At 72.1% G+C, this 25792-nt stretch carries 24 protein-coding genes; 15 read left to right on the plus strand and 9 right to left on the minus strand.

The genetic code is table 11. From position 1 onward, the window contains the following. Positions 1-19: 19 nt before the first annotated feature. On the minus strand, positions 20-1111 hold the full coding sequence (locus ABD213_RS08040) for an alpha/beta hydrolase (protein ID WP_344326710.1): 1092 nt from the start codon (positions 1109-1111) through the stop codon (positions 20-22). A 128-nt stretch (positions 1112-1239) separates the two neighbouring features. Here ABD213_RS08040 and ABD213_RS08045 point away from each other — a divergent pair, with 128 nt between their 5' ends. From ABD213_RS08045 to ABD213_RS08060, 4 genes are all read left to right on the plus strand, one after another. Further along, a complete protein-coding gene (locus ABD213_RS08045) occupies positions 1240-2613 on the plus strand; it encodes a WS/DGAT/MGAT family O-acyltransferase (RefSeq protein ID WP_344326713.1) in 1374 nt (457 codons plus the stop codon). A gap of 124 nt (positions 2614-2737) precedes the next feature. Beyond that, entirely contained in the window at positions 2738-3619 is an 882-nt protein-coding gene (locus tag ABD213_RS08050) for a DMT family transporter (protein ID WP_344326716.1), read from the plus strand. 85 nt (positions 3620-3704) lie between these two features. Then, complete coding sequence (locus tag ABD213_RS08055; RefSeq protein ID WP_344326719.1) at positions 3705-4898, plus strand: acyl-CoA dehydrogenase family protein; 1194 nt, start codon at positions 3705-3707, stop codon at positions 4896-4898. Positions 4899-4969: 71 nt separating this feature from the next. Beyond that, positions 4970-5458 carry a YflT domain-containing protein gene (locus ABD213_RS08060; RefSeq protein ID WP_344326722.1) on the plus strand — a complete coding sequence of 163 codons (489 nt, stop codon included), beginning with the start codon at positions 4970-4972 and terminating at the stop codon, positions 5456-5458. Between the two features lie 30 nt (positions 5459-5488). On the opposite strand, the gene ABD213_RS08065 is transcribed toward ABD213_RS08060, so the two are convergent. After that, a complete protein-coding gene (locus ABD213_RS08065; protein ID WP_344326725.1) occupies positions 5489-6145 on the minus strand; it encodes a DUF2238 domain-containing protein in 657 nt (218 codons plus the stop codon). Positions 6146-6238: 93 nt separating this feature from the next. Here ABD213_RS08065 and ABD213_RS08070 point away from each other — a divergent pair, with 93 nt between their 5' ends. Genes ABD213_RS08070 through ABD213_RS08080 form a run of 3 tightly spaced genes read left to right on the plus strand, consistent with a single transcriptional unit; the run spans position 6239 to position 8723 of the window. Further along, positions 6239-7273 carry a MaoC family dehydratase gene (locus ABD213_RS08070; RefSeq protein WP_344326728.1) on the plus strand — a complete coding sequence of 345 codons (1035 nt, stop codon included), beginning with the start codon at positions 6239-6241 and terminating at the stop codon, positions 7271-7273. Between the two features lies 1 nt (position 7274). Next, complete coding sequence (locus ABD213_RS08075; RefSeq protein ID WP_344326731.1) at positions 7275-7844, plus strand: histidine phosphatase family protein; 570 nt, start codon at positions 7275-7277, stop codon at positions 7842-7844. 51 nt (positions 7845-7895) lie between these two features. Beyond that, a complete protein-coding gene (locus tag ABD213_RS08080) occupies positions 7896-8723 on the plus strand; it encodes a PHP domain-containing protein (RefSeq protein ID WP_344326734.1) in 828 nt (275 codons plus the stop codon). A gap of 46 nt (positions 8724-8769) precedes the next feature. On the opposite strand, the gene ABD213_RS08085 is transcribed toward ABD213_RS08080, so the two are convergent. Genes ABD213_RS08085 through ABD213_RS08100 form a run of 4 tightly spaced genes read right to left on the minus strand, consistent with a single transcriptional unit; the run spans position 8770 to position 11676 of the window. Further along, positions 8770-9462 (minus strand): FAD-binding oxidoreductase, encoded by a 693-nt coding sequence (locus ABD213_RS08085; RefSeq protein ID WP_344326737.1) that lies wholly within the window; start codon positions 9460-9462, stop codon positions 8770-8772. Beyond that, positions 9459-10079 carry a molybdopterin-dependent oxidoreductase gene (locus ABD213_RS08090; protein ID WP_344326740.1) on the minus strand — a complete coding sequence of 207 codons (621 nt, stop codon included), beginning with the start codon at positions 10077-10079 and terminating at the stop codon, positions 9459-9461. The genes ABD213_RS08085 and ABD213_RS08090 overlap by 4 nt, the downstream gene beginning before the upstream one ends. Next, positions 10076-10924: an alpha/beta fold hydrolase gene (locus ABD213_RS08095; RefSeq protein ID WP_344326743.1), complete on the minus strand. Its 849-nt coding sequence runs from the start codon at positions 10922-10924 to the stop codon at positions 10076-10078. The genes ABD213_RS08090 and ABD213_RS08095 overlap by 4 nt, the downstream gene beginning before the upstream one ends. After that, positions 10921-11676, minus strand: a complete 756-nt coding sequence (locus ABD213_RS08100) for an SDR family NAD(P)-dependent oxidoreductase (RefSeq protein ID WP_344326746.1) — start codon at positions 11674-11676, stop codon at positions 10921-10923. Before ABD213_RS08100 ends, ABD213_RS08095 begins: the two co-directional genes overlap by 4 nt. 56 nt (positions 11677-11732) lie before the next feature. On the opposite strand from ABD213_RS08100, the gene ABD213_RS08105 reads away from it, so the two are divergent. Together ABD213_RS08105 and ABD213_RS08110 are read left to right on the plus strand one after the other, a co-directional pair. Beyond that, positions 11733-12497 (plus strand): ParA family protein, encoded by a 765-nt coding sequence (locus tag ABD213_RS08105; protein WP_344326873.1) that lies wholly within the window; start codon positions 11733-11735, stop codon positions 12495-12497. 40 nt (positions 12498-12537) lie between these two features. Next, positions 12538-13230: a L,D-transpeptidase gene (locus ABD213_RS08110; protein ID WP_344326749.1), complete on the plus strand. Its 693-nt coding sequence runs from the start codon at positions 12538-12540 to the stop codon at positions 13228-13230. Positions 13231-13336: 106 nt separating this feature from the next. Here the strand turns inward: ABD213_RS08110 and ABD213_RS08115 are convergent, their stop codons facing one another. Continuing rightward, positions 13337-14761: a DEAD/DEAH box helicase gene (locus ABD213_RS08115; RefSeq protein ID WP_344326752.1), complete on the minus strand. Its 1425-nt coding sequence runs from the start codon at positions 14759-14761 to the stop codon at positions 13337-13339. A gap of 125 nt (positions 14762-14886) precedes the next feature. Here ABD213_RS08115 and ABD213_RS08120 point away from each other — a divergent pair, with 125 nt between their 5' ends. Beyond that, positions 14887-15642 carry a ferritin-like fold-containing protein gene (locus tag ABD213_RS08120; RefSeq protein WP_344326755.1) on the plus strand — a complete coding sequence of 252 codons (756 nt, stop codon included), beginning with the start codon at positions 14887-14889 and terminating at the stop codon, positions 15640-15642. Positions 15643-15645: 3 nt separating this feature from the next. On the opposite strand, the gene ABD213_RS08125 is transcribed toward ABD213_RS08120, so the two are convergent. After that, positions 15646-15867: a DUF3107 domain-containing protein gene (locus ABD213_RS08125; RefSeq protein ID WP_344326758.1), complete on the minus strand. Its 222-nt coding sequence runs from the start codon at positions 15865-15867 to the stop codon at positions 15646-15648. A gap of 2 nt (positions 15868-15869) precedes the next feature. After that, positions 15870-16505: a TetR/AcrR family transcriptional regulator gene (locus ABD213_RS08130; RefSeq protein ID WP_344326761.1), complete on the minus strand. Its 636-nt coding sequence runs from the start codon at positions 16503-16505 to the stop codon at positions 15870-15872. 197 nt (positions 16506-16702) lie between these two features. Here ABD213_RS08130 and moeZ point away from each other — a divergent pair, with 197 nt between their 5' ends. The 5 genes from moeZ to nudC all read left to right on the plus strand — a co-directional run bounded on the left by moeZ (position 16703) and on the right by nudC (position 25791). Continuing rightward, the gene (gene moeZ / locus ABD213_RS08135; RefSeq protein ID WP_425546031.1) at positions 16703-17875 is read left to right on the plus strand and encodes an adenylyltransferase/sulfurtransferase MoeZ; all 1173 of its coding nucleotides are present in this window, start codon (positions 16703-16705) and stop codon (positions 17873-17875) included. Positions 17876-18089: 214 nt separating this feature from the next. Beyond that, the gene (locus ABD213_RS08140; RefSeq protein WP_344326763.1) at positions 18090-18398 is read left to right on the plus strand and encodes an MGMT family protein; all 309 of its coding nucleotides are present in this window, start codon (positions 18090-18092) and stop codon (positions 18396-18398) included. 70 nt (positions 18399-18468) lie between these two features. After that, positions 18469-21744 (plus strand): ATP-dependent helicase, encoded by a 3276-nt coding sequence (locus ABD213_RS08145; RefSeq protein WP_344326766.1) that lies wholly within the window; start codon positions 18469-18471, stop codon positions 21742-21744. Then, positions 21741-24920: an ATP-dependent helicase gene (locus tag ABD213_RS08150; RefSeq protein ID WP_344326769.1), complete on the plus strand. Its 3180-nt coding sequence runs from the start codon at positions 21741-21743 to the stop codon at positions 24918-24920. The genes ABD213_RS08145 and ABD213_RS08150 overlap by 4 nt, the downstream gene beginning before the upstream one ends. Before the next feature lie 4 nt (positions 24921-24924). Next, positions 24925-25791 carry an NAD(+) diphosphatase gene (gene nudC / locus ABD213_RS08155; protein ID WP_344326771.1) on the plus strand — a complete coding sequence of 289 codons (867 nt, stop codon included), beginning with the start codon at positions 24925-24927 and terminating at the stop codon, positions 25789-25791. Position 25792 lies beyond the last annotated feature (1 nt).

Below are 25792 nucleotides of genomic sequence, written 5' to 3' on the forward strand. Positions count from 1 at the left end.
GGTGCGCCGTCCGGCGAGGTCAGACGCTGCTGACGGCTCCGTCGGTCGTGGCGACGGCGGGAGCCGAGGAGCGTCGGCGGGACGTGGAGGCGGTGTCGGACCCGGTGCCGACCGTCGACCGCGAGGCAGCAGGTGCGGCGGCGAGCGCGTCCATGAACACGCCGATCTCCTCGATGGCGGCGCGTGCCTCCGGGACCCACGATGCCGCCGCCTGGAAGACGTGCACCTGGCGTTCCCAGACCTGGAGCTCGCACGGCACGCCGGCGGAGACGAGGCGGTTGGCCATCACCTCGGCGTCGGCCATGAGGATCTCCCGCGAACCGATCTGGATGAGGGCCGGCGGGAGGTCGGCGACCGGCATGTTCACCGGACAGACGCGACGTCCGGAGATGCCGCGTCGGGTGTCCATCCGCAGGGTGAGGTCGGTGAAGCGCTCGAGTGCCTCGATCGGGAAGACCTGGCAGCGGTTCGCGTTGCGGTGGGCCCGCTTGGCGGTGGTGTCGACGTCGAGCAGCGGTGAGATGGCGACGACCCCGGCCGGGCGTCCGTGCCCGGCGTCGATGACGGCGCGGGCGACGCTGAAGGCCAGGTAACCGCCGGCGGAGTCGCCGGCGATGGTGATGTTCTCGGCCGCGTAGCCCTGCTCGACGAGCCAGGCGAACGAGGCGACCCCGTCCGCGACGGACTCGGTGATCGGCTCGTAGGGCATCTGGCGGTAGCCGACGTTGAGGACCGGCTGCCCGGACGCGCCGGAGATGCGGGCGACGAGGCGGCGGTGGGTGTTGAGGCCACAGGTCAGGAAGGCGCCTCCATGGAAGTACAGGACCACTCGGTCGTTGCCACCGTGCAGGTCGCTCACACCCGGTGCCCTCACCATCTCGGCACCGCACGGGCCGAGGTCGATCGTGCGCCAGCTGGTGCCCTCGGGCACCGGCAGCAGGCGGGCGACGTGGTCGATCAGGTTCGGGGGGAAGACGTCGAAGGGGAGGCGGGACCAGGCGCCGAGGACGGGCCGGACGGTGTGGCGCAGGGTCGTGCCCAGCACCTTGGACGGCAGGCTCTGGCCGCGGAAGTAGCGGGGCTCGACCGCCAGGGTCAGACGTGGACTCATGGTGCCCCGTCCTTTCGACGTGATCTGGTGTTCACGAATATGTCACATGACGTGACGCATGCCACACGGGACGCTAGCGTACTGCGAGTACGTGTCGGTCGATCGTGTTTCGCGAGAGGATCCCCTCCATGCCGTTCATGCCCCCGACCGACTCGATGTTCCTGCTCGCCGAGACGCGGGAGCACCCGATGCACGTCGGCGGTCTGCAGCTGTTCGAGCTCCCGGAGGGCGCCGGACCGGAGTGGACGCGCGAGACGATCGAGCAGTTCCGGTCCGGCGGGGTGTCCGACCTCTTCCGACGACGACCCAAGGAGCCGGTCGGAGTCCTCGGCAACGCCTGGTGGACCACCGAGGGCTCGGTCGACATGGACTACCACATCCGACACTCCGCAGTGCCCCAGCCGGGGCGGATCCGCGAGCTCCTGCAGCTGACCTCGCGGTGGCACGGCTCGCTGCTGGACCGTCATCGCCCGTTGTGGGAGACGCACCTCGTGGAGGGTCTGCAGGACGGTCGGATCGCCGTCTACAGCAAGGTCCACCACTCGATGGTCGACGGTGTCTCCGCGATCCGCCTGATGCGTCGTTCGCTGTCCGAGGACCCCGACGACCGCGACTGCGTGCCCCCGTGGGCGCTCGCACCGCGGCCCCGCTCGACGGACGTCGAGCGCTCCGGGGGGCTCGACCCGTTGTCCCTGGTGCGCGGTGGAGCGGCCGTCGCCGGTGACGTCGCAGGGCTGCTGCCGGTCTCGCTGAAGATCGCGCGCGACGTCGTGCGCGACGGCGACATCACGCTCCCGCGTGCGCCCAAGACGATCCTCAACGGGCCTGTGGGCGGAGCACGCCGGTTCGCCGCGCAGTCGTGGGAGATCGAGCGGATCAAGCGGGTCGCGAAGTCGTCGGCCACGACGGTCAACGACGTCGTCCTGGCGATGGTCTCGGGAGCGCTGCGCACCTACCTGCTCGAGCAGCACGCCCTGCCGGAGGACCCGATGACGGCGATGGTGCCCGTCTCGCTGTCCCTGCGCGCCGGCGACGACACCAAGACCGGCAACGCGACCGGTGCGATCGTGGTGAACCTGGCCACGGACCGCGAGAGCGGACCCACCCGTCTGGAGGAGATCGCCTACTCCTCGCGCAAGGCCAAGAAGATCCTGCGCGACCTGAGCCCGACGCAGATCCTCGCGCTCTCGGCGCTGCAGATGCTCCCGCTCGCGGCCTCGCCGGTGCCGGGGTTCGTCCGGTACACGCACCCGCCCTTCAACGTCGTCGTCTCCAACGTGCCCGGCCCGGACCGCCAGATGTACTTCAACGGGGCCCGTCTGGACGGGATGTACCCGACGTCGATCGTCCTGGACGGCCAGGCCGTCAACATCACGCTGTGCAGCCGCGACCAGTACCTGGACTTCGGCATCATCGGCTGCCGGCGCTCCGTCCCTCACCTGCAACGACTGCTGTTGCACCTCGAGACCTCGCTGGGTGAGCTCGAGCAGGCGTGGGGCTGATCGTTGCAGCTCGCTCCAACGACTGCTGTTGCACCTCGAGACGTCGCTGGGTGAGCTCGAGCAGGCGTGGGGTCGACGTGACCGTCCGCGTCGATCCTGTTGGCAGGTGTGGCACCGTGCGCGGGTGAATGCTGTCCTGGCGGTCGTGGCGATCCTGGCCGTGAGCGCCTCCGGCCCACTGATGGCTGCCATCGCGGCACCCGCGCTCGCGATCGCGTTCTGGCGCAACGCCGCCGCGACCGCCCTGCTCTCGCCGTGGGTCGCGGTCCGCTGCCGAGCCGAGCTGGGTGCGCTGGGCGCCCGCCACTGGGCGCTGACCCTCGCCGCCGGGGTCCTGCTCGCGGGTCACTTCGCGGCATGGGTGACGTCGCTGCAGCTGACGTCGGTGGCAGCGGCGACGGCGCTCGTCTCGACGCAGGTCGTCTGGGTCGTGGTGCTCGACCGGCTGCTCGGACAACGGGTCCCGCGCGCGGTGCTCCTCGGGTGCGGGCTCGCCCTCGCGGGGGTGCTGGTCGTGACCGGGGTCGATCTGCGCGTGTCGACGGAAGCGGTGGTCGGTGACCTGCTGGCCGTCGTCGGTGGTGCCTGTGCAGCGGGCTACCTGGTGTGCGGTCGTGAGGTCCGCACCCGGCTGTCGACGACGGCCTACACCTTCGTCTGCTACGGCTCCTGCGCCCTGGTCCTGGCCGTCGCGGCGCTCGTGACCGGTGCCCCGCTCACCGGCTTCGACACGCGCGTGTGGGTGCTCCTCGCTGCCGTGACGGTCAGCGCCCAACTGCTCGGGCACTCCCTGCTCAACCACCTGCTGGCCGTCATGAGTCCGACTGTCATCTCCTTGCTGCTCCTGCTCGAGGTGCCCGGTGCCGCGCTGCTCGCCGCCGTCTTCCTCGGCCAGGCCCCCGGGTGGGGCGTCTACGCCGGACTGGTGCTGATCCTCGCGGGTCTGGCGGTCGTCGTCCGGTCGCGCCGCAGCGCGGTGGAGGCGGTCGTCGACCCGCCCGGATGAGGTCCAGGTCACGAGGGTCAGCCCCGCGCACCGCGTTACCGGCCGGTAAAGTCAGCGCGGACCCACCGGACAGAGGAGCACGCTCATGGGACGACTCGCCAGCACCGAAGGCCTCACCGAGGAGCAGACCGCGATCCTCGAGACGATCCGCGACTTCGTCGACGAGAAGATCATCCCGGTCGCCCAGGAGCTCGAGCACGCCGACGAGTACCCCACGGAGATCATCGAGGGTCTGAAGGAGATCGGCGTCTTCGGTCTCATGATCCCCGAGGAGCACGGCGGACTCGGTGAGTCGCTGCTGACCTACGCGCTGGTCGTCGAGGAGATCGCCCGCGGGTGGATGAGCGTCTCCGGCGTCATCAACACCCACTTCATCGTCGCCTACCTGCTGCTGCAGCACGGCACGGAGGAGCAGAAGCAGAAGTACCTGCCGAAGATGGCCACCGGCGAGGTGCGGGGCGCGTTCAGCATGTCCGAGCCGGGCCTGGGCTCGGACGTCTCGGCGGTCTCCACCAAGGCCACCAAGGCCGACGACGGCTCCTACTCGATCACCGGCCAGAAGATGTGGCTCACCAACGGCGGCACCTCGACGCTCGTCGCGGTCCTGTGCAAGACCGACGAGGGCGCCGATTCCGTCTACAAGAACATGACGACCTTCCTCGTCGAGAAGGAGCCGGGCTTCGGCGAGACCGCCCAGGGCGTCACCGTGCCCGGCAAGCTCGAGAAGATGGGCTACAAGGGGGTCGAAACCACCGAGCTGATCCTCGAGGACCACAAGATCGGCGCCGACCAGATCCTCGGCGGCGAGCCGGGCAAGGGCTTCTTCCAGATGATGGACGGCGTCGAGGTCGGTCGCGTGAACGTCGCCGCCCGCGCCTGTGGACTGGCCATCCGTGGCTTCGAGCTCGCCATCGCCTATGCCCAGCAGCGCAAGACCTTCGGCAAGCAGATCGCCGACCACCAAGCCGTGCTCTTCCGCCTCGCCGACATGGCCACCAAGGTCGAGACCGCCCACGCGATGATGGTCCGCTCCGCGCGCCTGAAGGACACCGGCAAGCGGCTCGACGTCGAGGCCGGCATGGCCAAGATGCTCGCCAGCGAGTACGCCAACGAGGTCGTCGAGGACTCCTTCCGGATCCACGGCGGCTACGGCTACTCCAAGGAGTACGAGATCGAGCGCCTCATGCGCGAGGTCAAGTTCATGCTCATCGGCGAGGGCACGTCCGACATCCAGAAGATGATCATCGGCCGTGCCCTGCTGAAGGACTACAAGCTCTGACGTGAGCCCTGTCCGCTGAATCACACGGGTCCGGGTTCGCCCGGCGGGGAGCGGCGTCCTACCGTGAGGGCATGGCCCCACGACCGCACGGCATCTTCGAGCTCGACTACCCCAAGTCCCTCGGCGTCTTCGACGACTACGCGGATGCGCAGGCCGCCGTCGACCACCTCTCCGACCACGAGTTCCCGGTGCAGAAGATCCTCATCGTCGGCACGGACCTGCGGCTCGTCGAGCGGGTGACCGGCCGCCTGACGACGGGTCGGGTCGCCGCGATGGGCGCGGCGTCGGGCGCCTGGCTCGGACTGCTGATCGGTCTGCTCGTGGGGATCTTCGCCGAGCCCGGCCAGTGGGTCGGCTCGGTCCTGACCGGCCTCGCGCTGGGTGTCGTCTTCGGCCTCGTGTGGGCCCTCATCGGCTACGCCGGCACCCGTGGTCAGCGTGACTTCAGCTCCGTGTCCTCGACGGTAGCCACCCGCTACGAGGTGCTCGTGGAGCACTCCCTGCTGGCGCAGGGGCAGGAGCTGCTCGCGCAGCGTCCCGGTCGGCCCGTCGACCTCTGAGCCGAGCCGGACGACCGAGAACCGAGCGGCTCAGCCGGTCGGCTCGAGCGGGCGCTCGCGCGACTCCAGCTGGGGCGCGGTGTGCAGCAGGCGCCCGCGCTGCCACATGGCGTGGATGACCACGGCGGCCACCACGGCACCGAGCGCTCCGAGGCCCATGTCGCCGAGCGTGTCGCGGTAGGCGCCGGTCCGCTCGGAGTGGCTGCTCAAGAAGGCGTAGTACTCGGCGATCTCCCACGCGAGCGCCGCGGTGACGCCGAACGAGAGTGAGCGCTCGAGCGTCGCACCGAACGTGGCGGTGCGGGGCAGGGTCAGCAGGACGAAGGCAGCGGTGAGCAGGCCCGTGTTCATGAAGTGCATCCAGTCGTCGAACCAGACGATGGTGTCGTAGAGGTCCATCCGGTTGCCGAGGATGTCGGTGAAGCAGGTGATGGTGACGAACAGGTCGGCCAGCCACGGGAACGACGACCGGTGTCGCCAGAACAGGAACCAGACGATCGGGATCGTGAACGACAGCAGGGGGTAGGCGACCGCTCGCAGTCCTGCGGCCTTGTCGCGCATGTTCCCGAGGTCGGGGTGGGTGATCGCCAGGGCCAGCAGCAGCAGGAGGCCGACCTTGGCGCCGATGTCCAGGGTGCGGATGATCGGGGGCGTCTCGTGGCGGACGACGACCGGCTGCGGTGGCATCGCGACATCGTAGTCGCTGGCGGGTCCGAGCCCGCCGCGCCGACTCCGGAGGCGGTTGGGATGATGGGCGGGCCCGTCGACCCGAGGAGACCCATGAGCAAGACGAACCCCGGCAACTTCTTCGAGGACTTCTCGGTCGGCCAGGTGATCGAGCACGCGACGCCGCGCACGGTCACCGAGGGTGACCGGGCGCTGTACGGCGCCATCTACCCGACCCGGTTCGCGATCCCGTCGTCGGCGCAGTTCGCGGCGTCCGTCGGGCTCGACCCCCACCCGGTGGAGGACCTCGTGGCCTTCCACGTCGCCTTCGGCAAGACCGTCCCGGACGTCTCGCTCAACGCCGTCGCGAACCTCGGGTACGCCGAGTGCCGCTTCCACCGGCCGGTCGTCCCGGGGGACACGCTGCGGACGCGGTCGGAGGTGATCGGGCTCAAGCAGAACTCGAACGGCCGCACGGGTGTCGTGTACGTGCGGTCGACGGCGACCAACCAGCGCGACGAGGTGGCGCTCGACTGGGTGCGGTGGGTCATGGTCCACAAGGCCGACCCTGACGCGCCGGCGCCGGAAACCGTCGTGCCGGAGGTCGCCGACGCCGTGGCAGCAGCGGACCTCGTCGTACCGGCGGGTCTCGACTTCTCCGCCTACGACGACGTCGCCGCAGGCTCGCCCTACCGGCTCGGCGACTACGCGGTGGGGGAGAGGATCGATCACGTCGACGGCGTGACGATCAGCGAGGCCGAGCACATGATGGCCACCCGGCTGTGGCAGAACACCGCGAAGGTGCACTTCAACACCGAGGCGCGCCCCGACGGCCGACGGCTGGTCTACGGCGGTCACGTCATCTCCCTCGCGCGGGCCCTGTCCTTCAACGGCCTGGCCAACGCCCAGCTCGTCGCGGCGATCAACGCCGGCTCCCACGTGGCCCCGGCCTTCGCCGATGACACGGTCTACGCCTGGTCGGAGGTGCTGGAGACCGCCGAGCTCGACGCTCCCGGGGTGGGAGCCCTGCGCCTGCGCCTCGTGGCCACGAAGGGGCGCGACGAGTCGATGACGCTGCGCGGCGACGACGGGAAGTACGCCCCGGGCGTGCTGCTCGACCTCGACCTGTGGGTCCTGGTCCCGCGCTGACGTGGTCACCTCGACGCTGTACCTCGTCCGGCACGGTGAGACCGAGTGGAGCCGGGCGGGCAAGCACACCGGCACCACCGACCTCCCCCTGACCGACGACGGCGAGGCCACTGCCGCGCGGCTCGCGCCGGTGCTCGCCGAGCTCCGCCCCTCGACCGTCCTGACCAGTCCCCGCCTGCGGGCCCGACGGACGGCCGAGCTGGCGGGGTTCGGGATCGCGGAGGTCGAGCCGGACCTCGCGGAGTGGGACTACGGGGACTACGAGGGGCTCACGACGCCCGAGATCCGCGAGTCGGTGCCGGACTGGTCCATCTGGACCCACCCGGTGCCCGGCGGCGAGAGCGCCGGCGACGTCGCGGAGCGGCTCGACCGCGTCGTGCGGCGCGCGCGGGCGGCCGACGGGGCGACGCTGGTCTTCGCCCACGGTCACTCCCTGCGGGTCCTGGCGGCACGCTGGCTCGACCTCCCGGTCGCCGAGGGTCGCCACCTGTACCTCGACACCGCCACCTTCTCCGTCCTCGGTGACGACCGCGGCCAGAGTGTTGTCGTGCGGTGGAACGTGTCGGCCTAGGCGCCGGCCTGGGGTGGGCGTCCGGTCAGCGGCCCTCGATAGCCTGGCGTCGTGCGCATCGACCTCCACACCCACTCCACGCGCTCGGACGGCACCGACACCCCGGGCGAGCTCGTGCGCAACGCCGCGCAGGTGGCCCGGCTCGACGTCGTCGCCATCACCGACCACGACTCGACGGCCGGCTGGGACGAGGCGCAGGAGGCCGCGGACGAGGTGGGCATCGTGCTGGTACGGGGGATCGAGATCTCCACGACGTACGAGGGCGAGAGCGTCCACCTGCTCGGCTACGGCTTCGACCCCACGCACGGGCCGCTCGTCGCCGAGCTCGAGCGGGTGCTCGGCGGCCGCAACGACCGGTTGCCGCGCATCCTGGCCAAGCTCGCCGAGCACGGCATCGACATCACCGCCGACGACGTCGCCCGCGAGTCGGGCGACGCGGCCGCCTCCGGCCGTCCGCACATCGCCGACGCGATGGTCACCAAGGGGTACATCGCCCACCGTGACGAAGCCTTCGACGGATGGCTCAACTCCCGCGGCCGGGCCCACGTCGAGCGATACTCCGCGCCGCTGCTGGAGGCGGTGGGTCTGGTCAAGGCCGCCGGTGGCAAGGCGGTCGTGGCGCACCCGTGGTCGCGCGGCAGCGACCGCGTGCTGACGTCGGAGGCGTTCGAGCGGCTGGTCGAGGTCGGCCTCGACGGGATCGAGGTCGACCACGTCGACCACACCCCGGCCACGCGCGAGACGCTGCGCCACATCGCCGGCGAGCTGGACCTCGTCGTCACGGGGTCGAGCGACTACCACGGTACCGGCAAGTCCGAGGCGTTCCACCTCGGTGCCAACCTCACCGACCCCGAGCAGTACGTGCGCCTGCTGGGCTGAGCGCGGGGCCGGCCGGTCGGTGGTCCGGGCGGACGAGCGGGGTCGGTCAGCCCGTCACGCCGAACTGCTCCACCCGGATCGTGCTCTCGGGGACCCCCTGCTCGCGCAGCGTGCGCGTGGCCCAGGCGACGAACCCGGTCGAGCCGCACACGAACGCCTGGACGTCGTTCCCCAGGGCGTCGAGCAGGGGCGCGACCTCGTCGGGGTAGGGCGGAGCGGCCACCCGACCGTCGAGGTTCTCCCGGGTCAGGGCGACGAACGCCCCGGCGTCGAGCAGCTCGTCGGCGTAGGGCAGCGCCTCCCACGTCCTGGCGACCGCGACGACGCGCAGGGCGTCGCTCGTCCCGCGGTCGCGCGCGTGTCGCAGCATCGAGACCGCCGGGACCACCCCGGTCCCACCGACGACCGCGATGGCAGGGCTCTCGCCGTCCCACACGAACCAGCGGCCCACGGGTCCGTTCACCTCGACGACGTCGCCGACGCGTGCCTCGTCGTGCAGGTGACCCGAGACCTCGCCGTCGGGCAGCCGCTCTACCAGCATCTCGACCGCAGGCTCGGACGGTGCCGAGGCGATCGAGTACGAGCGCTGCGCGGTGTAGCCGTCCTCGGCGCGCAGGCGGACGACGACGTGCTGTCCGGGACTGTGCCCGGGCCAGTCGTCGACGTCGAGACGGAGCCGGACCAGACCGGTGGAGGGGTGCTCCTGCGACGCGATGCGTGCCGTGCGCCACCGGCTCACGGGTCGCCCTGGTAGCGCTGCTCACGCCACGGGTCGCCGCGGTCGTGGTAGCCGCCGCGCTCCCAGAACCCCGGATCGTCGTGGTCCATCAGCTCGAGACGCGACACCCACTTGACCGACTTCCAGAGGTACAGGTGCGGCACGAGCAGGCGAGCCGGGCCACCGTGCTCCGGCGTCAGGGGTGCGCCCTGCGCCTCCCACACGACCCAGGCGGGGTGGTCCAGGACGTCGGCCAGCGGCAGGTTGGCCGTGTACCCGGTGCTGCTGTGTGCGAGCACGTGGGTGGCGTCGGGGAGCGGACCCGCCTCCGCCAGCAGGTCGGCCACCCGGACCCCGGTGAACCCGGTGTCGAGGCGGCTCCACGCGGTGACGCAGTGCAGGTCGACGGTGAGACGCTCGTGCGGCTCCGCGCGCAGCCCGGCCCAGTCCCAGGTGCGCTCGTGCTCGACCAGCCCGTCGACCGTCAGGCTCCAGCGGTCGGTCGCGACGAGCGGCGTGGGCTCGGCGGCGAGGACCGGCCACTGCTCCCCGGCGTCGTACTGGCCGGGTGGCAGGCGGTCCGGGCGGGCGGGTCGGCGACGTCCGACGAACCCTCGCGTCACGGGCGGCTCGGTCACGGCGCCTCCTCCTCGGCGTCGGCGAGGAACGGCAGCCACGCGTCGACGAGCCCCTCCGGATTCTCCACGGCGGGGGAGTGGGCGGCTCCGGGCACGACGTGCACCCGGGTGCCGAGCCGGGCCGCCATCGCGTCCTGGAGCTCGTGCGGCCACGCGTCGTCGTCGAGCCCGCGCCCCACCCACACAGGGACGCCGGTGGCCGCGACGTCGTCGACGCGGTCAGGGGCGGTGAGCAGGTGCACCGTGATGGCCCGCAGCGACGCGGCGGCGTTGCTCGTGAAGCGGCGACGCACGAACTCGGCGACCTCCGGCGGCGTCGGGACGGCGCGCTCCCGCTCACGCAGCTCGTGGACCTGCTCGAGCGGGAGGTCGTCGATCGCCTCCACCATGCGCGTGAGACCGCGGTCGCCGGCCTCGCCCAGCGCGGCCGGACCGGTGCACAGCAGGCTCAGCGTCCGCCACGCGGCCGGCCCCTCGGCGACCGCGACCTGGGCGACGAGACCGCCGAACGAGTGCCCGAGCAGGTGGGAGGCGGTGCCGTGCACGCTCGAGGCCACCGCGAGGGCGTCCTCGGCGAACGCCTCCAGCGAGTAGTCGTCGTCGGGACGGCCGGGCGTCTCGTGCTGGCCACGCTGGTCGTAGGCGGTCGCGGCGAGACCCGCGTCGCCGAGCAGCGCCACCAAGGGCGTGAAGTCCTCCTTGCTCCCGGTCCACCCGGGCACCAGCAGGACGTGCCCGGTGGGGTCGTGCGGACGGGCGACGTGCGCGGCGAAGGCACCGCGTGGCGTCTCGACCCGCTGCGCGTCGACGCCGGCCGGGAGGTCGAGGGAACGGGGCGTGCTCATCGGCCGCGCTTGGCCACCTTGGCCACAACGCCCGCCGGCACCACGCGCGTCAACGCGGTGAGCACCTTGTAGCGCAGGCTCGGGATCGAGACGGCCTTGCCACGGTCGAGGTCCTTCAGGGAGGCCCTCACCACCGCCGGCGCCTTGAGCCACATCCACCGCGGCACGGTGCCCGGGTCGACGCCCATGCGTTGGTGGAACTCGGTCCGGACGAAGCCGGGACACAGGGCCTGGACCCGCACCCCGACGTCGGCGTAGTGCAGGTGCGCCCACCGGGAGAGGTTGACGATCCACGCCTTGTGGGCGGAGTAGGTGCCGCGCGGGGTGAACGCCGCGACGCTCGCGACGTTGATGACGGCGCCCCCGCGTCGTCCGCTCATCGCCTTCAGCGCGGCGTCCATGAGGTGCATCGGCGCCCGCACCAGCAGGTCCAGCTGCTTCTCCTCGTCGGCGATGTCGGTCGTGCCGAACCACTGCGCCAGCGACGAGCCGGCGTTGTTGACCAGCAGGTCCACCGGGGCGGACGTGCTGGTCAGCGCCTGGGTGACCCGCTGCAGGTCGGCGTCGTCGGTGAGGTCGGCGCGCAGGACCTCGACCTGCACGCCGTCACGACCCCGCAGCGTCTCCGCGACGGAGGAGAGGCGCTGCTCGTCGCGGGCCACCAGCACGAGGTCGTGGCCGCTGGCGGCGAGGGCGTCGGCGAAGGCGTGTCCGATGCCGGCGGTGGCACCGGTGACGAGGGCGCGGGGCATGCTCGCCAGCATGCCACGCCCGACCATGCGCCCACGGCCGGACTCCCGGTGGCATGATGTCGCCTGTGACGACGACGATCTCCGTGGTGAACCAGAAGGGCGGCGTCGGCAAGACGACCACCGTGGCCTCGCTCGGGGCGGCGCTGCTCGAGCGCGACCTGCGCGTCCTGCTCGTCGACCTCGACGCCCAGGGAGGTCTGACGTTCTCCCTCGGCATCGACCCCGAGGACGTCGACGTCACCGTCGGGGAGGTGCTGCTCGGCAAGGCCAAGCCCGCGGACGCGATCGTCGTCACCGAGGACGGCCTGCACGTGCTGCCGTCGAACATCACCGTGACGCAGGCCGAGGAGTCCCTCGTCAGCCGCACGGGGCGCGAGCAGCGCCTGCGCGTCGCCCTCGACAAGGTGGCCGACGACTACGACTGGATCCTCATCGACTGTCCGCCCACCCTCGGTGTCCTCACCGTGGGCGCGCTGTCGGCCTCCCAGGGCGTCCTGATCCCGCTGCAGGCCGAGACGCTGTCGCACCGGGGCGTCGGCCAGCTGCTCGACACGATCCACGACGTCCGCCAGTTCATCAACACCGAGCTCGAGATCATCGGCGTGCTGCCGACGATGTTCGACGGACGCACCAACCACGCCCGTGCGGTCATCTCCTCCATCGAGGAGACCCACGGCCTGCCCGTCGTGAACCCGCCCATCCCCAAGTCGATCCGGTTCGCCGAGGCCCCCGCCATCGGCCGGTCCATCCTCGCGACCCACCACAGCCACAAGGGAGCCGAGGCCTACCGCGAGGTGGCGCGGTTCCTGGTCGAGCGCTGAGACCGCAGCGGTCCGTTCGATGCGGCGATACGATCCCCCCGTGAGTGCCCGTCGAGCCCGTCACCGTGCCGTCCGTGCACGGCGTCTGCGGCACGGCCGGATCGGGGCGGTCGTCGCCGCGCTGTCCCTCACCCTCGTCATCGGTGGGGCCGGCGTCGTGACCCAGCTCCGCTCGGGCCCGGCGGTCGCCGACACCGTCGTGGCCGACGGGCGCGCCCCGGCCCTGTTCTCCGCGGTCGTGCCGGACGTCACCGTCCCCACGCCCACGCCGGAGCAGGGCGCGGCCACGGAGCAGACCGTCGACGCGGTCGCCCCCACCGACCCGCCACCGCCGGCCACGTCGGGAGAAGGTCGACGCGTCGTGTTCTCCCAGGGACAGCAGCGCGTGTGGATCATCGGTGAGTCCGGCGAGGTCGAGCGCACCTACCTTGTCTCCGGCAGCAAGCACGACAACCTCTCGCCGGGCACGTACGAGGTCACGTCCCGCTCGCGCCACGCGACCTCCTACGACTACTCCGGGACGATGGAGTTCTTCGTCGACTTCGCCACCGGCCGGACCGCGCCCATCGGCTTCCACAGCGTCCCGGTCGACAACGACGGCCGCCTCGTGCAGACGAAGGACGAGCTGGGCACCGCGCTGTCGGCCGGCTGCGTGCGACAGTGGCGCGACGACGCCGTCGCGCTGTGGACGTTCGCCGACCTCGGCACTACCGTCGTCGTCACCGCCGACTGAGCACCTTCGGGTCAGCCCCGTCTCACCAGCCCCGTCCTGCCACGGCCGCGGACGACGAACGCCCCCGCTCCCGGGAGGGAGCGAGGGCATGGGACGTCGGTGCGCCTCAGTCGGAGGAGGTCTTGGCCACCGTCTCGCCGCTGCGCGTGCGACGACGCTGACGACGCCGACGATTGCGCTCGGCGTTGGGGCCGGGCTGGTTGTCGCCCTGGGAGCGCGAGGCGCCGTCGCCGCCACCCTGGCCGCGCTGACCGTTCTGGCCACTGCCACCGGAGCGCCGACCGCCCTGGCCGCCGCGACCCTGGCCGCCGCGTCCGCCCTGCTCGCGCGGCTCCTTCGGCGACGGGGGCTTGAGGCGCCCCTTGACGTCGCGCGCGATGCCGAGGTCGTGGAACAGGTGGTCGGACGTGGAGTACGTCTCCTGCGGCTCGTCGAACGGCAGGCCCAGCTCGGCGTTGATGAGCTTCCAGCGCGTGAGGTCGGCCCAGTCGACGAACGTGACCGCGATGCCCGAGGCACCCGCTCGACCGGTGCGACCGATGCGGTGCACGTAGGTCTTGTGGTCCTCGGGGCAGTTGTAGTTGATGACGTGGGTGATGCCGGCGACGTCGATGCCGCGGGCGGCGACGTCGGTGGCGACCAGGGTGTTGATCTTGCCGTCACGGAAGCGCTGCAGCGCCTTCTCGCGGGCGCCCTGGGCCATGTCGCCGTGCAGCGGCGAGGCCGGGAAGCCTCGGTCAGCGAGGTCGTCGGCGACCCGCTGGGCAGTGCGCTTGGTGCGCGTGAAGATGATGACGCGGCCGACGTCGTCGGCCTGCAGGACGCGGGCGAGCACCTCGGCCTTGTCGAGCTCGTGCGCCTGCCAGACGAACTGCGCCGTGGTGGGCACCATCTGGGTGTCCTCGGCGCTCTCGGCGCGGATGTTCATCGGGTGACGCATGTGCTTGCGCGCCAGGCCGACGATGGCGCCCGGCATGGTGGCCGAGAACAGCATCGTCTGACGGGTCTCGGGCGTCTTGGCCAGGATCGACTCGACGTCGGGCAGGAACCCGAGGTCCAGCATCTCGTCGGCCTCGTCGAGGACGAGCGCCTTGACGTGCGAGAGGTCGAGGGCGCGACGGTTGGCGAGGTCGAGGATGCGACCGGGCGTGCCGACGACGATGTCGACACCGGCCTCCAGCGCCTCGAGCTGCGGTTCGTAGGGCACGCCACCGTAGATGGTGATGTTGCGCGTGCCGCGGATCTTCGATGCCGTGGCGACGTCGCCCGCGACCTGGATCGCCAGCTCGCGGGTGGGGCACACGATGAGCGCCTGCGGCTTGCCGGGCGCGGCCAGCTGGTCGTAGTCGGTGTCGTGCGGCGCGACGGTGCGCTGGATGACGGGGATGGAGAACGCGAGCGTCTTGCCGGTGCCCGTGCGGGCCTGGCCGATCAGGTCGGTGCCCATGAGGGCCACCGAGAGCGTCATCTCCTGGATGGGGAACGGGGAGCTGATGCCGACCGCGTCGAGCGCGTCGGCGATCTCGGGCATGACGCCCAGATCTCTGAAGGTAGTCAGGGGTCTCTCGAATCGTCGGGACTCTTCTGTTTCCCGCCCATCGTAACGCGCCGCGAGAGGTGTCCCGGTAGCGCCGTGGGACCGGTACGCTCCACGACATGGCCAGCAAGAGGAGTCGCGCCCGGGAGAAGTCCGAGCAGGAGCGTCCCGACGACAGCCCCGGTGGCGACCGCCCCGGCTCCTCCGCCTTCGACGACGAGGGCTACCGCCGTGGCGTCGTCGAGCTGCTCGGCCTGCTCGCCTACGGCGAGATCAGCGCCTGCGAGCGACTGGTGGCCGACGCCCAGATGGCGCCGGACCTGCGCTCGCAGGTCGCCGTCGCGACGATGGCGGCCTCGGAGTTCCGCCACTTCGAGCAGCTGCGGGGGCGCCTCGAGGAGCTCGGCGAGGACCCGTTCGAGGCGATGGCGCCGTTCGAGGCCACCTTCACCGCCTTCCACGCCAAGACGCGCCCGTCGGACTTCCTCGAAGGTCTCGTGAAGGCCTACGTCGGCGACGGGCTCGCCTCGGACTTCTACCGCGAGGTCGCCGCGTACCTCGACGGCGAGACCCGCGAGATCGTGGTGGAGACGATGAGCGGCACCGGCAGCTCGGAGTTCGTCGTCGACCACGTGCGCGCCGCCATCGAGGCCGACCGACGCGTCGCGGGCCGGCTCGCCCTGTGGGGCCGGCGGCTCATGGGCGAGGCGCTCAGCCAGGCGCAGCGGGTCGTCGCCGAGCGCGACGCGCTCAGCGCCGTGCTCGTGGGCGGGGACGACACCCCGGGCCTCGACCTGGCCGCCATCGGCCGCATGCTCACCCGGATCACCGAGGCGCACACGCAACGCATGGAGAGTCTCGGCCTCTCGGCCTGAGGCTCAGGCGTTGAAGCCGACCTTGCGCTTCGCGTCGTCGGTGAAGTACAGGTAGGCGACCTTCTCGGCCGGCACCGCGACGGTGCGGCCCTTGTCGTCGGTGAGGCTGAAGACCGACTCGTCCTTCAGCGACGCCTCGAGCTGCTGCAGCACGGCGTCGGGGCTGTCCTCGGTCTCGACGGACAGCTCACGGGCGGCGTTCTGCACGCCGATCTTGACCTCCATGGTCACTCTTCTCCTTCGTTGCGGTCTCGGGGGAAGCCGCCGATGCCCCGCCAGGCGAGCTGGCCGAGGAGCTGGACGGCGTCGTCCTTGTCCAGTGTGGACTCGGTGGACAACCAGGTGCGCGCGGCCACGTGGCCCATGCCGACGAGGCTCAGGGCGAGCAGCTTCGCGGCGTCCTCGGGCAACGAGGTGTCCTCGCCGATGACGTCGGCGACCGCCTCGGCCGACTCGATCATCACGCGGTCGACGAGGGAGCGGACGTCGGGATCGTTCGTGAGGTCGGACTCGAAGACGAGCCGGAACGCGGCGCCCTCGTCGGCGACGTAGGTGAACCACAGCTCCATCACCGCCCGCACCCGCTTGCGGTTGTCGCTCGTGGAGGCGAGCGCGTCGCGGACGCCGGCGATCACGGTGTCGCGGGAGGACTCGAGCAGTGCGAGGTAGAGGTCGAGCTTGCCGGGGAAGTGCTGGTAGACGACGGGCTTGGAGACGCCGGCTCGTTCGGCGATCTCGTCCATCGACGCGGCGTGGTAGCCCTGCTCGACGAAGACCTGCAGCGCGACCTCGAGGAGCTGGGCTCGTCGGGCGCTGCGCGGGAGACGTCCGGCGCGGGTGCCGTCGGGGATCTGCTGGGTCACCGGGCCAGCGTAGTGGTCGCGGCCCGATCCGCCGGGAGCGCGTCCGCCGCTTCGGCACGGGACTGCGGCGGTGTCCACCTGGTGGGCAGCAGCGCTCACGTCGTGGGACGGCCAGGAACAATGGGCCGCGAGCCGCTGTTGTGGCCTGTGTCCGGACCTAGCCCCCGTCCGGGCTCCCGTCCCCCGAAGGAGTCACCGTGGTCGCGCCGATCGTGGAACCCGCCGACGAGCTCACCATCGACGAGGTGCGTCGGTACAGCCGTCACCTGATCATCCCCGACGTCGGGATGGATGGCCAGAAGCGGATGAAGAACGCCAAGGTGCTGGTCATCGGCGCCGGCGGTCTCGGCAGCCCGGCGCTGCTGTACCTCGCCGCGGCAGGCGTCGGCACCCTCGGCATCATCGACGACGACGTCGTCGACGAGTCGAACCTGCAGCGCCAGGTCATCCACGGGCAGTCCGACATCGACCGGCCGAAGGCGGTCTCGGCGGCGGAGTCCGTGGCCGAGGTCAACCCCTACGTGCGCACCATCGTGCACCAGGAGCGCCTCGACAACGACAACGTGCTCGACATCTTCTCCCAGTACGACCTCATCGTCGACGGGACCGACAACTTCGCCACGCGCTACCTCGTCAACGACGCCGCCGTGATCCTCGGCAAGCCGTACGTGTGGGGCTCGATCTACCGGTTCGAGGGTCAGGTCTCGGTGTTCTGGGCCCAGGAGGGTCCGCAGTACCGCGACCTCTACCCCGAGCCGCCTCCGCCGGGCATGGTGCCGTCGTGCGCCGAGGGCGGCGTGCTGGGTGTCCTGTGCGCCTCGATCGGCTCGATCATGGTCACCGAGGCGATCAAGCTCATCACCGGCGTCGGCGACCCGCTGATCGGCCGGCTGATGGTCTACGACGCGCTGGAGATGCGGTACACGACGTTGAAGATCCGCCGCGACCCCAACGGCACCCTGCCGACACAGCTGATGGACGACTACGAGGCGTTCTGCGGGGCGATCTCCGACGAGGCCGCCGATGCCGCCGCCGACTCGACGATCTCGGTCGGCACGCTGGACGGCTGGCTGAAGGAGCGCACCGATGGTGGCCGCGACTTCGTCCTGGTCGACGTGCGCGAGTCCGTCGAGCGCGACATCAACCAGATCCCGGGCGCGGTGCACATCCCCAAGGGCGACTTCCTCAACGGCACGGCCCTGGAGCAGCTGCCGAGCGACAAGCAGGTCGTGCTGCACTGCAAGTCCGGCGTCCGGTCCGCCGAGGCGCTCGCGGTCCTGAAGGGCGCGGGCTACTCCGACGCCGTGCACGTCGGTGGCGGTGTCGTGGCGTGGGTCAACCAGATCGACCCGAGCCAGCCCAGCTACTGACCGTCGAGGCCTCGTCCGGCGGGCTCTGATCGGTGCCTGGGCAACCGAATCGGGCAGGGGGTGCCGTGATCGGTGTGTGGGCAACCGGATGAGTTGCTTTGGGGTTGCTGAGACACCGATCGGGGCGCCTGCGCGCCGGCGTCACCGGCGTCACCGGCCGCCACCCAGGATCGGCGATCGACCACGTCGTGCCGACGTGCGCGATGATGACCGCGTGGACGAGGCGTACGTCGAACGGGTGCTCGCGCTGGTCGAGTCGATCCCGCGCGGACGGGTTCTCACGTACGGCGCCGTCGCCGAGCACCTCGCCGCAGGGTACGGACCGCGCTATGTCGGGCGGATCATGTCCCAGTACGGGCACGCCGTCTGCTGGTGGCGGGTCATCCGTGCCGACGGCACGATGGCCCCGCCGCTGATGATCGAGGCCCAGCAGCACTGGCACGAGGAGGACACCCCGGTCCGTCGCGGCCGTGTCGACCTCGCCCGGGCGCTGTGGCCCGTCGACGAGACACCCGCACCCTGACGGGCTCGGCGCCGACGGCCGGCCCCGGGTGTCCGCCCCGCCTGTCCGAGCCCTCTGGTGGGATGGTCCCGTGTCCGTCGAGTACCGCCTGAGCGCGTCCCGCCCCGTCCCGCGGGTCGACGTCCGGCTGGACCCGTCGCAGGCCGCCGTCCTGGAGCACGTGCGCACCGTCGGTGGTCCGCTGCAGGTGCTCGCGGGGCCGGGGTCGGGCAAGACCACGACGGTCGTCGAGCTCGTCGCGGAACGCGTCGAGAGCGGTGCGCTCGGTCTCGAGCAGATCCTGGTGCTCACCTTCAGCCGCCAGGCCGCCCAGGAGCTGCGCACTCGCATCGCCACCCGGCTCGCGCGCACCACGGCCACCAGCACCGCGATGACCTTCCACGGGTTCTGCTACGCGCTGTTGCGGGCCGAGCAGGACACCGAGCAGTTCGGCCGGCCGGTCCGGCTGCTGAGCGCGCCCGAGCAGGACGCCGTGCTCACCGAGCTGCTGTCCGGTGTCGACGCCGCCGAGTGGCCGGCCGCGCTGCGTCCGGCACTCGGCACCCGGGGCATGGCCACCGAGCTCCAGCGTCTGCTCGCCGGTGCCCGCGCCCAGGGCCTCGACAGCGTCGACCTGCTCGAGATCGCTCGATCCGGTGGGCGAGCGGACTGGGAGGCGGCCGCGGCCTTCTTCGACGACGCCACCGCGGTCGCGGCCTTCCAGAACACGATCGACCACACCGACCTGATCTTCCAGGCGGTGCGCGCCCTCGACGACCCGGGCGCCCGGCGCCGTTGGCGCGAACGCTTCGCCCTGGTCGTGGTCGACGAGTACCAGGACACCGACCCCCTGCAGGTGGCGCTCCTGCAGGCCCTGGCCGGCGACGGACGCGACGTCGTGGTCGTCGGCGACCCCTACCAGTCGATCTACGGCTTCCGCGGCGCCGACGTGGGCGGGATCGTCGAGTTCTGCGAGACCTTCCGGCGCGTCGACGGCGGCCCCGCCGCGAGCATCACCCTGGCGCGGACCAACCGGTACGGCGCCGTCATCGCCGATGCCGTCCGCTCGGTCGTCGACGGACGCGGTGCCCTCGGCGCCGTCGACGGCCGCCGGTTCGCGGCGTTGCGCACCCCCAGCACCGACCCCGCGCGGAGCGGGTCGGTGCAGGTGCGTACCTTCTCCTCGGCGGCCGCCGAGGCCGAGCACGTCGCCCTGCTCCTGCGCGAGGCCCACCTGCTGCAGGAGCCACCCGTGCCCTGGGAGCGCATGGCGGTCCTGGTGCGGTCCTCGGCCCACCTGGACCGCCTGCAGCGAGCCCTGCAGGCGGCCGGGGTGCCCATCGACGTCGCCGGTGACGAGCTGCCCCTCGCGATCGAGCCGGCCGTGCGCACCCTCATCGGCGCCCTGCACGTCGCCCACGCCCTCCACGCCGGCGAGGACGTCGACCCCGCGGCCGCGCAGGCCCTGCTCACCGGGCCGCTCGGCGGGCTCGACGCCGGTGGCCTGCGCCGCCTCGGCCGGTTGCTGCGTCGCCTCGACGCCGAGGAGAACGGACGGCCCCGGCCCTCGAGCCGGCTCCTCGCCGACGCACTGACCGACCCCACCTTCCTGGAGGTCCGGGCCCGGCCCGGTCCCGAGGGCGAGGCCGTCGCAGCGGCGGCCGACGTCGCCCGGCTCCTCGCCCGCGCTGCGGACCAGCTCACCGCCGGCGCCTCGGCAGAGGAGGTGCTCTGGACCCTGTGGGACGGCACCGACTGGCCGCGCCGGTTGCGCCAGGAGGCCGAGTCCGGTGGCGAGGGATCGGCTCGAGCCCACCACGACCTCGACGCGCTGTGCGCGCTCTTCGCCGAGGCGGCGCGGGCGGAGGAGCGCGAGGCGCACCGCTCGGTCATCGAGGTCGTGCGGGCCCTCGAGGCCCAGCAGATCCCCGCCGACACCCTCGCGCAGGGCACGGCGGACACCCGCGCCGTCCGGCTGATGACAGCGCACCGTTCCAAGGGCCTGGAGTGGGATCTCGTCGTCGTCGCCGGCGTCCAGGAAGGACAGTGGCCCGACACCCGGCTGCGCAGCAGCCTCCTGCAGCCCGAACGGCTCACCCCCGCCGGCCCCGGACCCGCGCCCACGACTGCCGCGGCGGTGGCCGAGGAGCGTCGGCTCTTCTACGTCGCGTGCAGCCGAGCCCGTGAACGGCTCGTCGTCACCGCCGTGGCCAGCGGGTCCGACGACGGCGACCAGCCGTCTCGCCTGGTCGGTGAGCTGCACGCCCACCTCGGTGGCACCGAGCACCCGTCCAGGCGCAGCCTGCCCGAGACCGAGCACCGTCCACGCCGCGCGCTCTCGCTGCGCTCTGCCGTCGCCGAGCTGCGACGCATCGGCGAGAACACCGGTGACGACACGGTGCGCCGGCGCGTGGCCGAGCAGCTCGCCCGCCTCGCCGACCACCCGGCGGCCCGCGCGGCCGACCCCGACCGCTGGTGGGGACTGCGCGCGCCCACGTCGTCCTCGACCCCGCTGCGACCGGCGACCGAACCCCTGCGGCTGTCCGGCAGCCAGCTCTCCGCCCTCATGACCTGTCCCCTGCAGTGGTTCCTCGACCACGAGGCCAAGGGCGAGCGTGCCACCACCGGGGCGCAGGGCTTCGGGTCAGTGGTCCACGCCATCGCCGCCGAGGTCGTGCGCACGGGTGCGGCGCCGGAGCTGGCCGAGCTCTCCAGCCACCTCGACGACGTCTGGGACCAGCTCGACTACCCGGCGTGGGTCGGCCGACGCGAGAAGCAGGCCGCGGTCGAGGCGCTGGGTCGGTTCCTGACGTGGCACGCCGAGAACCCCCGCCGAGTGGTCGCCGCGGAGCACCCCTTCGACGTCGTGGTCGACGTCGACGGTCGCGACGTGCGGCTCACCGGCTCGATGGACCGCGTGGAGGTCGATGACGACGGGGTCCACGTCGTCGACCTCAAGACCTCCAAGTCCAAGCCCACGGCGGCACAGCTCGCCGAGCATCCCCAGCTGGGCGTCTACCAGGTGGCCGTCGCCCACGGCGCCGCGTCGGACGTCGCCGGCGACGCCCCGTGCGCCGGGGCCGAGCTGGTGCAGCTGCGCGCCGGCGGTGAGCGCCCCACGGTGCAGGCGCAGGCTCCGGCCGGTCCCGACGAGCCGTTCTTCGCCCTCGAGCAGCTGCGCCGCAGCGTCCGGCTCGTCGACTCCGAACAGCTCGTGGCGGTCGAGGCCACCGGGGCGTGCGGCTGGTGCCAGTTCCGTCGCGTCTGCCCGGCGCACGACGAGGGCACGAGTGTCGTCGTGCGGCAGCGCGAGCGGGCCCGGCCGCCGGAGGAGAAGGATCCGTCGTCACCGGGAGCGGGAGCATGAGACAGGTTCGCGACGTCGAGCACCTCGTCGAGCTCACGGGCATCCCCTACTCCCCGGCACAGGTCGAGGCCATCACCGCCGACCTCGACCGTCCCGGCGCGATCATCGCCGGCGCAGGATCGGGCAAGACCACCGTCATGGCCGCGCGCGTGCTGTGGCTGGTCGGGCACCTCGGCGTCGCCCCCGAGCGCATCCTCGGTCTCACCTTCACCACCAAGGCCGCCGCCGAGCTCGGACAGCGGATCCGTGCTGGGCTCGAGCTGCTGCCCACCGACCCCGACCGTCCCTGGGGGGAGTCCACGGCCTCCACCTACCACGCCTTCGCCGGGTCCCTCATCGCCGAGCACGGCCTGCGCCTGGGCATCGAGCCGGACCTGCGCGTCGTCACCGACGCGTCCCGGTTCCAGCGCGTGGCGCGGGTGGTGGAGTCCTACGACGGTCCGCTGGAGCACATCGGCACCCACGTGCCCACCCTCGTCGGTCAGGTGGTCGCCCTCGACGGTCAGCTGTCCGAGCACCTGGTCACCCCCGATCAGCTGCGCGAGGAGGACGCCGCGGTCGTCGCCGAGTTCGCCTCGCTCGGCAAGCCGGCCCTGCTCCGGGACGCCGCCGCCACCGCGCGGCGTCGCACGGAGCTGAGTCTGCTGGTGCAGCGGTACCGCGAGGTCAAGGAGCGCGACGGCGTCATGGACTTCTCCGACCAGATGGCCGGGGGAGCGCGCCTGGCGGCCTTGCCGGAGGTGCGGGCGGCGACGCGCGAGCGGTACGACGTCGTGCTGCTGGACGAGTACCAGGACACCTCCGTCGCCCAGCGGGACCTCCTCGTCCAGCTGTTCGGCGGGCTGCCCGTGACCGCCGTCGGCGACCCCGCACAAGGCATCTACGGCTGGCGTGGAGCGGCGACCGGCAACCTCGAGGACTTCCTCGACGACTTCACCGCCCCCGACGGCACGCGCGGTCGAGGCTTCTCCCTCGTCCAGACCCGCCGGTGCGCCCCGACGGTCATCGATGCCGCGAACCACGTCGCCGCCCCGTTCTACGCCACCTCGTCGGTCGTCCGGCCCCTGGAGTCGGCGCGCACCGACGCCGCGGGCCGCGTCGACGTGAGCCTGCACCGCACGGTCGACGACGAGATCTCCGCGCTGGTCGCCGAGATCGTCGCCGAGCACGAGCGCGGACGTCCATGGTCGGACATGGCGGTGCTGGTGCGGATCGCGCGGGAGAACGGCGAGATCGTCAAGGCGATGCGCGACGCGCACGTCCCCTTCCAGATCGTCGGCCTGAGTGGCCTGCTCGCCCAGCCGGAAGTGGTCGACGCCCTCTCGCTGCTGGAGGTCGTCGAGGACGTCGCCGCCAACCCGGCCGTCCTGCGGCTGCTCACCGGCCCCCGGTGGAACGTCGGCCCTCGTGACCTCGCCCTGCTCGGCCGCCGTGCCGCCCGGCTCAGTGGACGCGGCGCCCCGGCAGAGGCATCGACGCTCGCCGACGAGCTGGCGCGCGCCGTCGAGGGCACGGACCCCACCGAGGTCGTCTCCCTCGCTGAGGCTCTCGACGACCCCGGCCCTGGAGAATCCGGCACCGACGACCCTGCCACCGACGGCTACGACCCGGAGGCGCTCGAGCGCTTCTCCGAGCTCTCCCGGGTCATCCACGCCATGCGACGCCACGCCGGGGAGCCGCTGCTGGAGCTCGCCCGCCGTGCCGTCCGGATGCTCGACCTCGACATCGAGCTCGAGGCGGGGGAGGTCGAGGGTGCGTCGGACAACCTCGCCACGTTCCTCGACGCCGTGGCCGACTACGCCGCGAGCGACCGCTATGCCTCGCTGGGAGGTCTCGTGGCCTACCTGCGGGCCGAGCAGGACTTCAACGAGGGCATGGAGGTCACGACGCCTGCCGAGTCCGACGCCGTCACGCTGCTGACCATCCACCGGGCCAAGGGCCTGGAGTGGCCGTGCGTGTTCGTGCCGTTCGTCGCCGAGACGGTCTTCCCCTCCTCCCGAGGGCGCGCGAGCTGGCTCGGCAACGCGAGCGCCCTGCCCAGCTCGCTGCGCGGTGACGCCGCCAGCCTTCCCGAGCTCTCGCAGTGGTCCCCGACGGCGGGCAAGGAGTACAGGGCGGCCTGCCGGGAGCAGGACCAGCTGGAGGAGGTCCGCCTGGCCTACGTCGCCTACACGAGGGCTGAGGAGCGCGTGGTCGTGAGTGGCCACTGGTGGGGACGCACCCAGCTCAAGCCACGCGGGCCGTCGAGCTTCCTGCTGCGCACCCGGGAGTGGCTCGCCGAGCGCGGGGTGGAGCCCGTGCACTGGACCGAGCCGCCGACCGAGGACGAGACCAATCCGCACCTCGTCGACCTCGAGGGCATCGCGTGGCCGGCCCCAGCGCCACGGCTGACGGGTCGCGAGCTCCTTGCCGAGCAGGTGCGTCGGGCCCGCACGGGGACCGGTCGTGGACGGCCCCCCGCGGCCGAGCTGCCGGTGCCGGGGGACCGTGTCGCGGAGATCTCCCAGGAGATCGACCTGCTGCTCGCCGAGGAGGACCGACGCGCGGGACGGATCCGCGCCGTCGAGCTGCCCTCCACGCTCTCGACGACGCAGGTGGTCGACCTCAGCGCCGACGAGGCGACCTTCGCCCGGTCACAGGCCCGCCCCATGCCGCGGCGACCCTCCGGCGCGGCGCGCTTCGGCACGCGGTTCCACGCCTGGGTCGAGGACCACTACGGGCAGCGGCCCCTGCTGGACCCCACCGACCTGCCGGGTCAGGGCGACGTCGACCTCGCGGACGACGCCGAGCTGGAGGAGGCGATCGCGATGTTCGAGGCCGGTCCCTACGGAGCTGCCGTCCCGCACGCGATCGAGGCCCCGTTCTCCCTGCTGCTGGGCGGGCGGCAGGTCGTCGGTCGCATCGACGCCGTCTTCAGCACCGGCACCCCGGACGACCCGCGGTTCGAGGTCGTCGACTGGAAGACGGGTCGTCGCGCCGACGCCGACCCGCTGCAGCTGAGCATCTACCGGCTGGCGTGGGCCGAGCTCAACGAGCTCGACCCGGCCCGCGTCAGCGCGGCCTTCTCCTACGTCCGCCTCGGCGAGGTCCACCGGTTCGCACCCGAGGAGCTGCTCGACCGTCCGGCGCTCGAGGCCGTCGTGCTCTCGACCCGCCGGACGCCGACCGTAGGCTGATCGGGTGCCACCCTTCGCGTTCGACCGCGCCCGCCACGACCGTCAAGCCCACGAGCGCCGCGACGACCGCTGGCGCGAGAACGATCCGCGGGTGCTCGTCATCGGCGGGGAGCACGTCGCCACCGCCGACGGCCCCGCCCTCGGGTGGATCGCGATGAGCGAGGCTCCCGACGGCGAGTGGATCCATCTCGGGGAGGCCTCCGGTCGGCACCACGCGGCCGTCATCGTCGAGCGGGTCCCCCAGGAGCTGAACCCGGCCAGCGTGCGCGTCCTTGCTCCGCTGCTCGACCCCGAGCAGCTCTCCCTCGCCGTGCACGCCGTGGCGATGGCGCGCTGGTTGGGCAGCACGCCCTTCTGCCCGCAGTGCGGCGCCCTCACCGAGATCCGGTCCGCCGGTCACCTTCGGGTGTGCCCGCAGTGCGGCAAGCACCACTTCCCTCGGACGGACCCGGCCGTCATCATGCTGGTCACCGATGACGCCGACCGTGCGCTCGTGGGTCGTCAGCGGTCGTGGCCGGCGGAGCGCTTCTCGACGCTCGCGGGCTTCGTCGAGCCGGGGGAGACGTTGGAGGACGCCGTGCGTCGAGAGGTGATCGAGGAGTCCGGCGTCCTCGTCGGCGACGTCACGTACGCCGGCAGCCAGCCGTGGCCGTTCCCGGCGAGCCTCATGCTGGGCTTCTTCGCCCAGGCGAGCAGTACCGACATCTCGACCGAGGACGACGAGCTGGCGGAGGCCCGCTGGATCACCCGCGACGAGCTCGCCGCCGGGGCGGCTGCCGGCACGCTGCTGCTTCCGCCGCGAGGGGTCTCGATCTCGAGCTGGTTGATCGAGCAGTGGTTCGGTGGGCCCCTGCCCGGTGGCTGGTCCTGAC

The organism is Aeromicrobium halocynthiae (assembly GCF_039531385.1).
GTDB lineage: Bacteria > Actinomycetota > Actinomycetes > Propionibacteriales > Nocardioidaceae > Aeromicrobium > Aeromicrobium halocynthiae.

Bases quoted from the DNA above. Each gene is read 5' to 3' on its own strand.
- ABD213_RS08040 (WP_344326710.1), bottom strand. From the start codon at position 1,111: ATGAGTCCACGTCTGACCCTGGCGGTCGAGCCCCGCTACTTCCGCGGC.
- ABD213_RS08045 (WP_344326713.1), top strand. From the start codon at position 1,240: ATGCCGTTCATGCCCCCGACCGACTCGATGTTCCTGCTCGCCGAGACG.
- ABD213_RS08055 (WP_344326719.1), top strand. From the start codon at position 3,705: ATGGGACGACTCGCCAGCACCGAAGGCCTCACCGAGGAGCAGACCGCG.
- ABD213_RS08060 (WP_344326722.1), top strand. From the start codon at position 4,970: ATGGCCCCACGACCGCACGGCATCTTCGAGCTCGACTACCCCAAGTCC.
- ABD213_RS08065 (WP_344326725.1), bottom strand. From the start codon at position 6,145: ATGCCACCGCAGCCGGTCGTCGTCCGCCACGAGACGCCCCCGATCATC.
- ABD213_RS08070 (WP_344326728.1), top strand. From the start codon at position 6,239: ATGAGCAAGACGAACCCCGGCAACTTCTTCGAGGACTTCTCGGTCGGC.
- ABD213_RS08095 (WP_344326743.1), bottom strand. From the start codon at position 10,924: ATGAGCACGCCCCGTTCCCTCGACCTCCCGGCCGGCGTCGACGCGCAG.
- ABD213_RS08100 (WP_344326746.1), bottom strand. From the start codon at position 11,676: ATGCCCCGCGCCCTCGTCACCGGTGCCACCGCCGGCATCGGACACGCC.
- ABD213_RS08105 (WP_344326873.1), top strand. From the start codon at position 11,733: ATGTCGCCTGTGACGACGACGATCTCCGTGGTGAACCAGAAGGGCGGC.
- ABD213_RS08115 (WP_344326752.1), bottom strand. From the start codon at position 14,761: ATGCCCGAGATCGCCGACGCGCTCGACGCGGTCGGCATCAGCTCCCCG.
- ABD213_RS08120 (WP_344326755.1), top strand. From the start codon at position 14,887: ATGGCCAGCAAGAGGAGTCGCGCCCGGGAGAAGTCCGAGCAGGAGCGT.
- ABD213_RS08125 (WP_344326758.1), bottom strand. From the start codon at position 15,867: ATGGAGGTCAAGATCGGCGTGCAGAACGCCGCCCGTGAGCTGTCCGTC.
- ABD213_RS08150 (WP_344326769.1), top strand. From the start codon at position 21,741: ATGAGACAGGTTCGCGACGTCGAGCACCTCGTCGAGCTCACGGGCATC.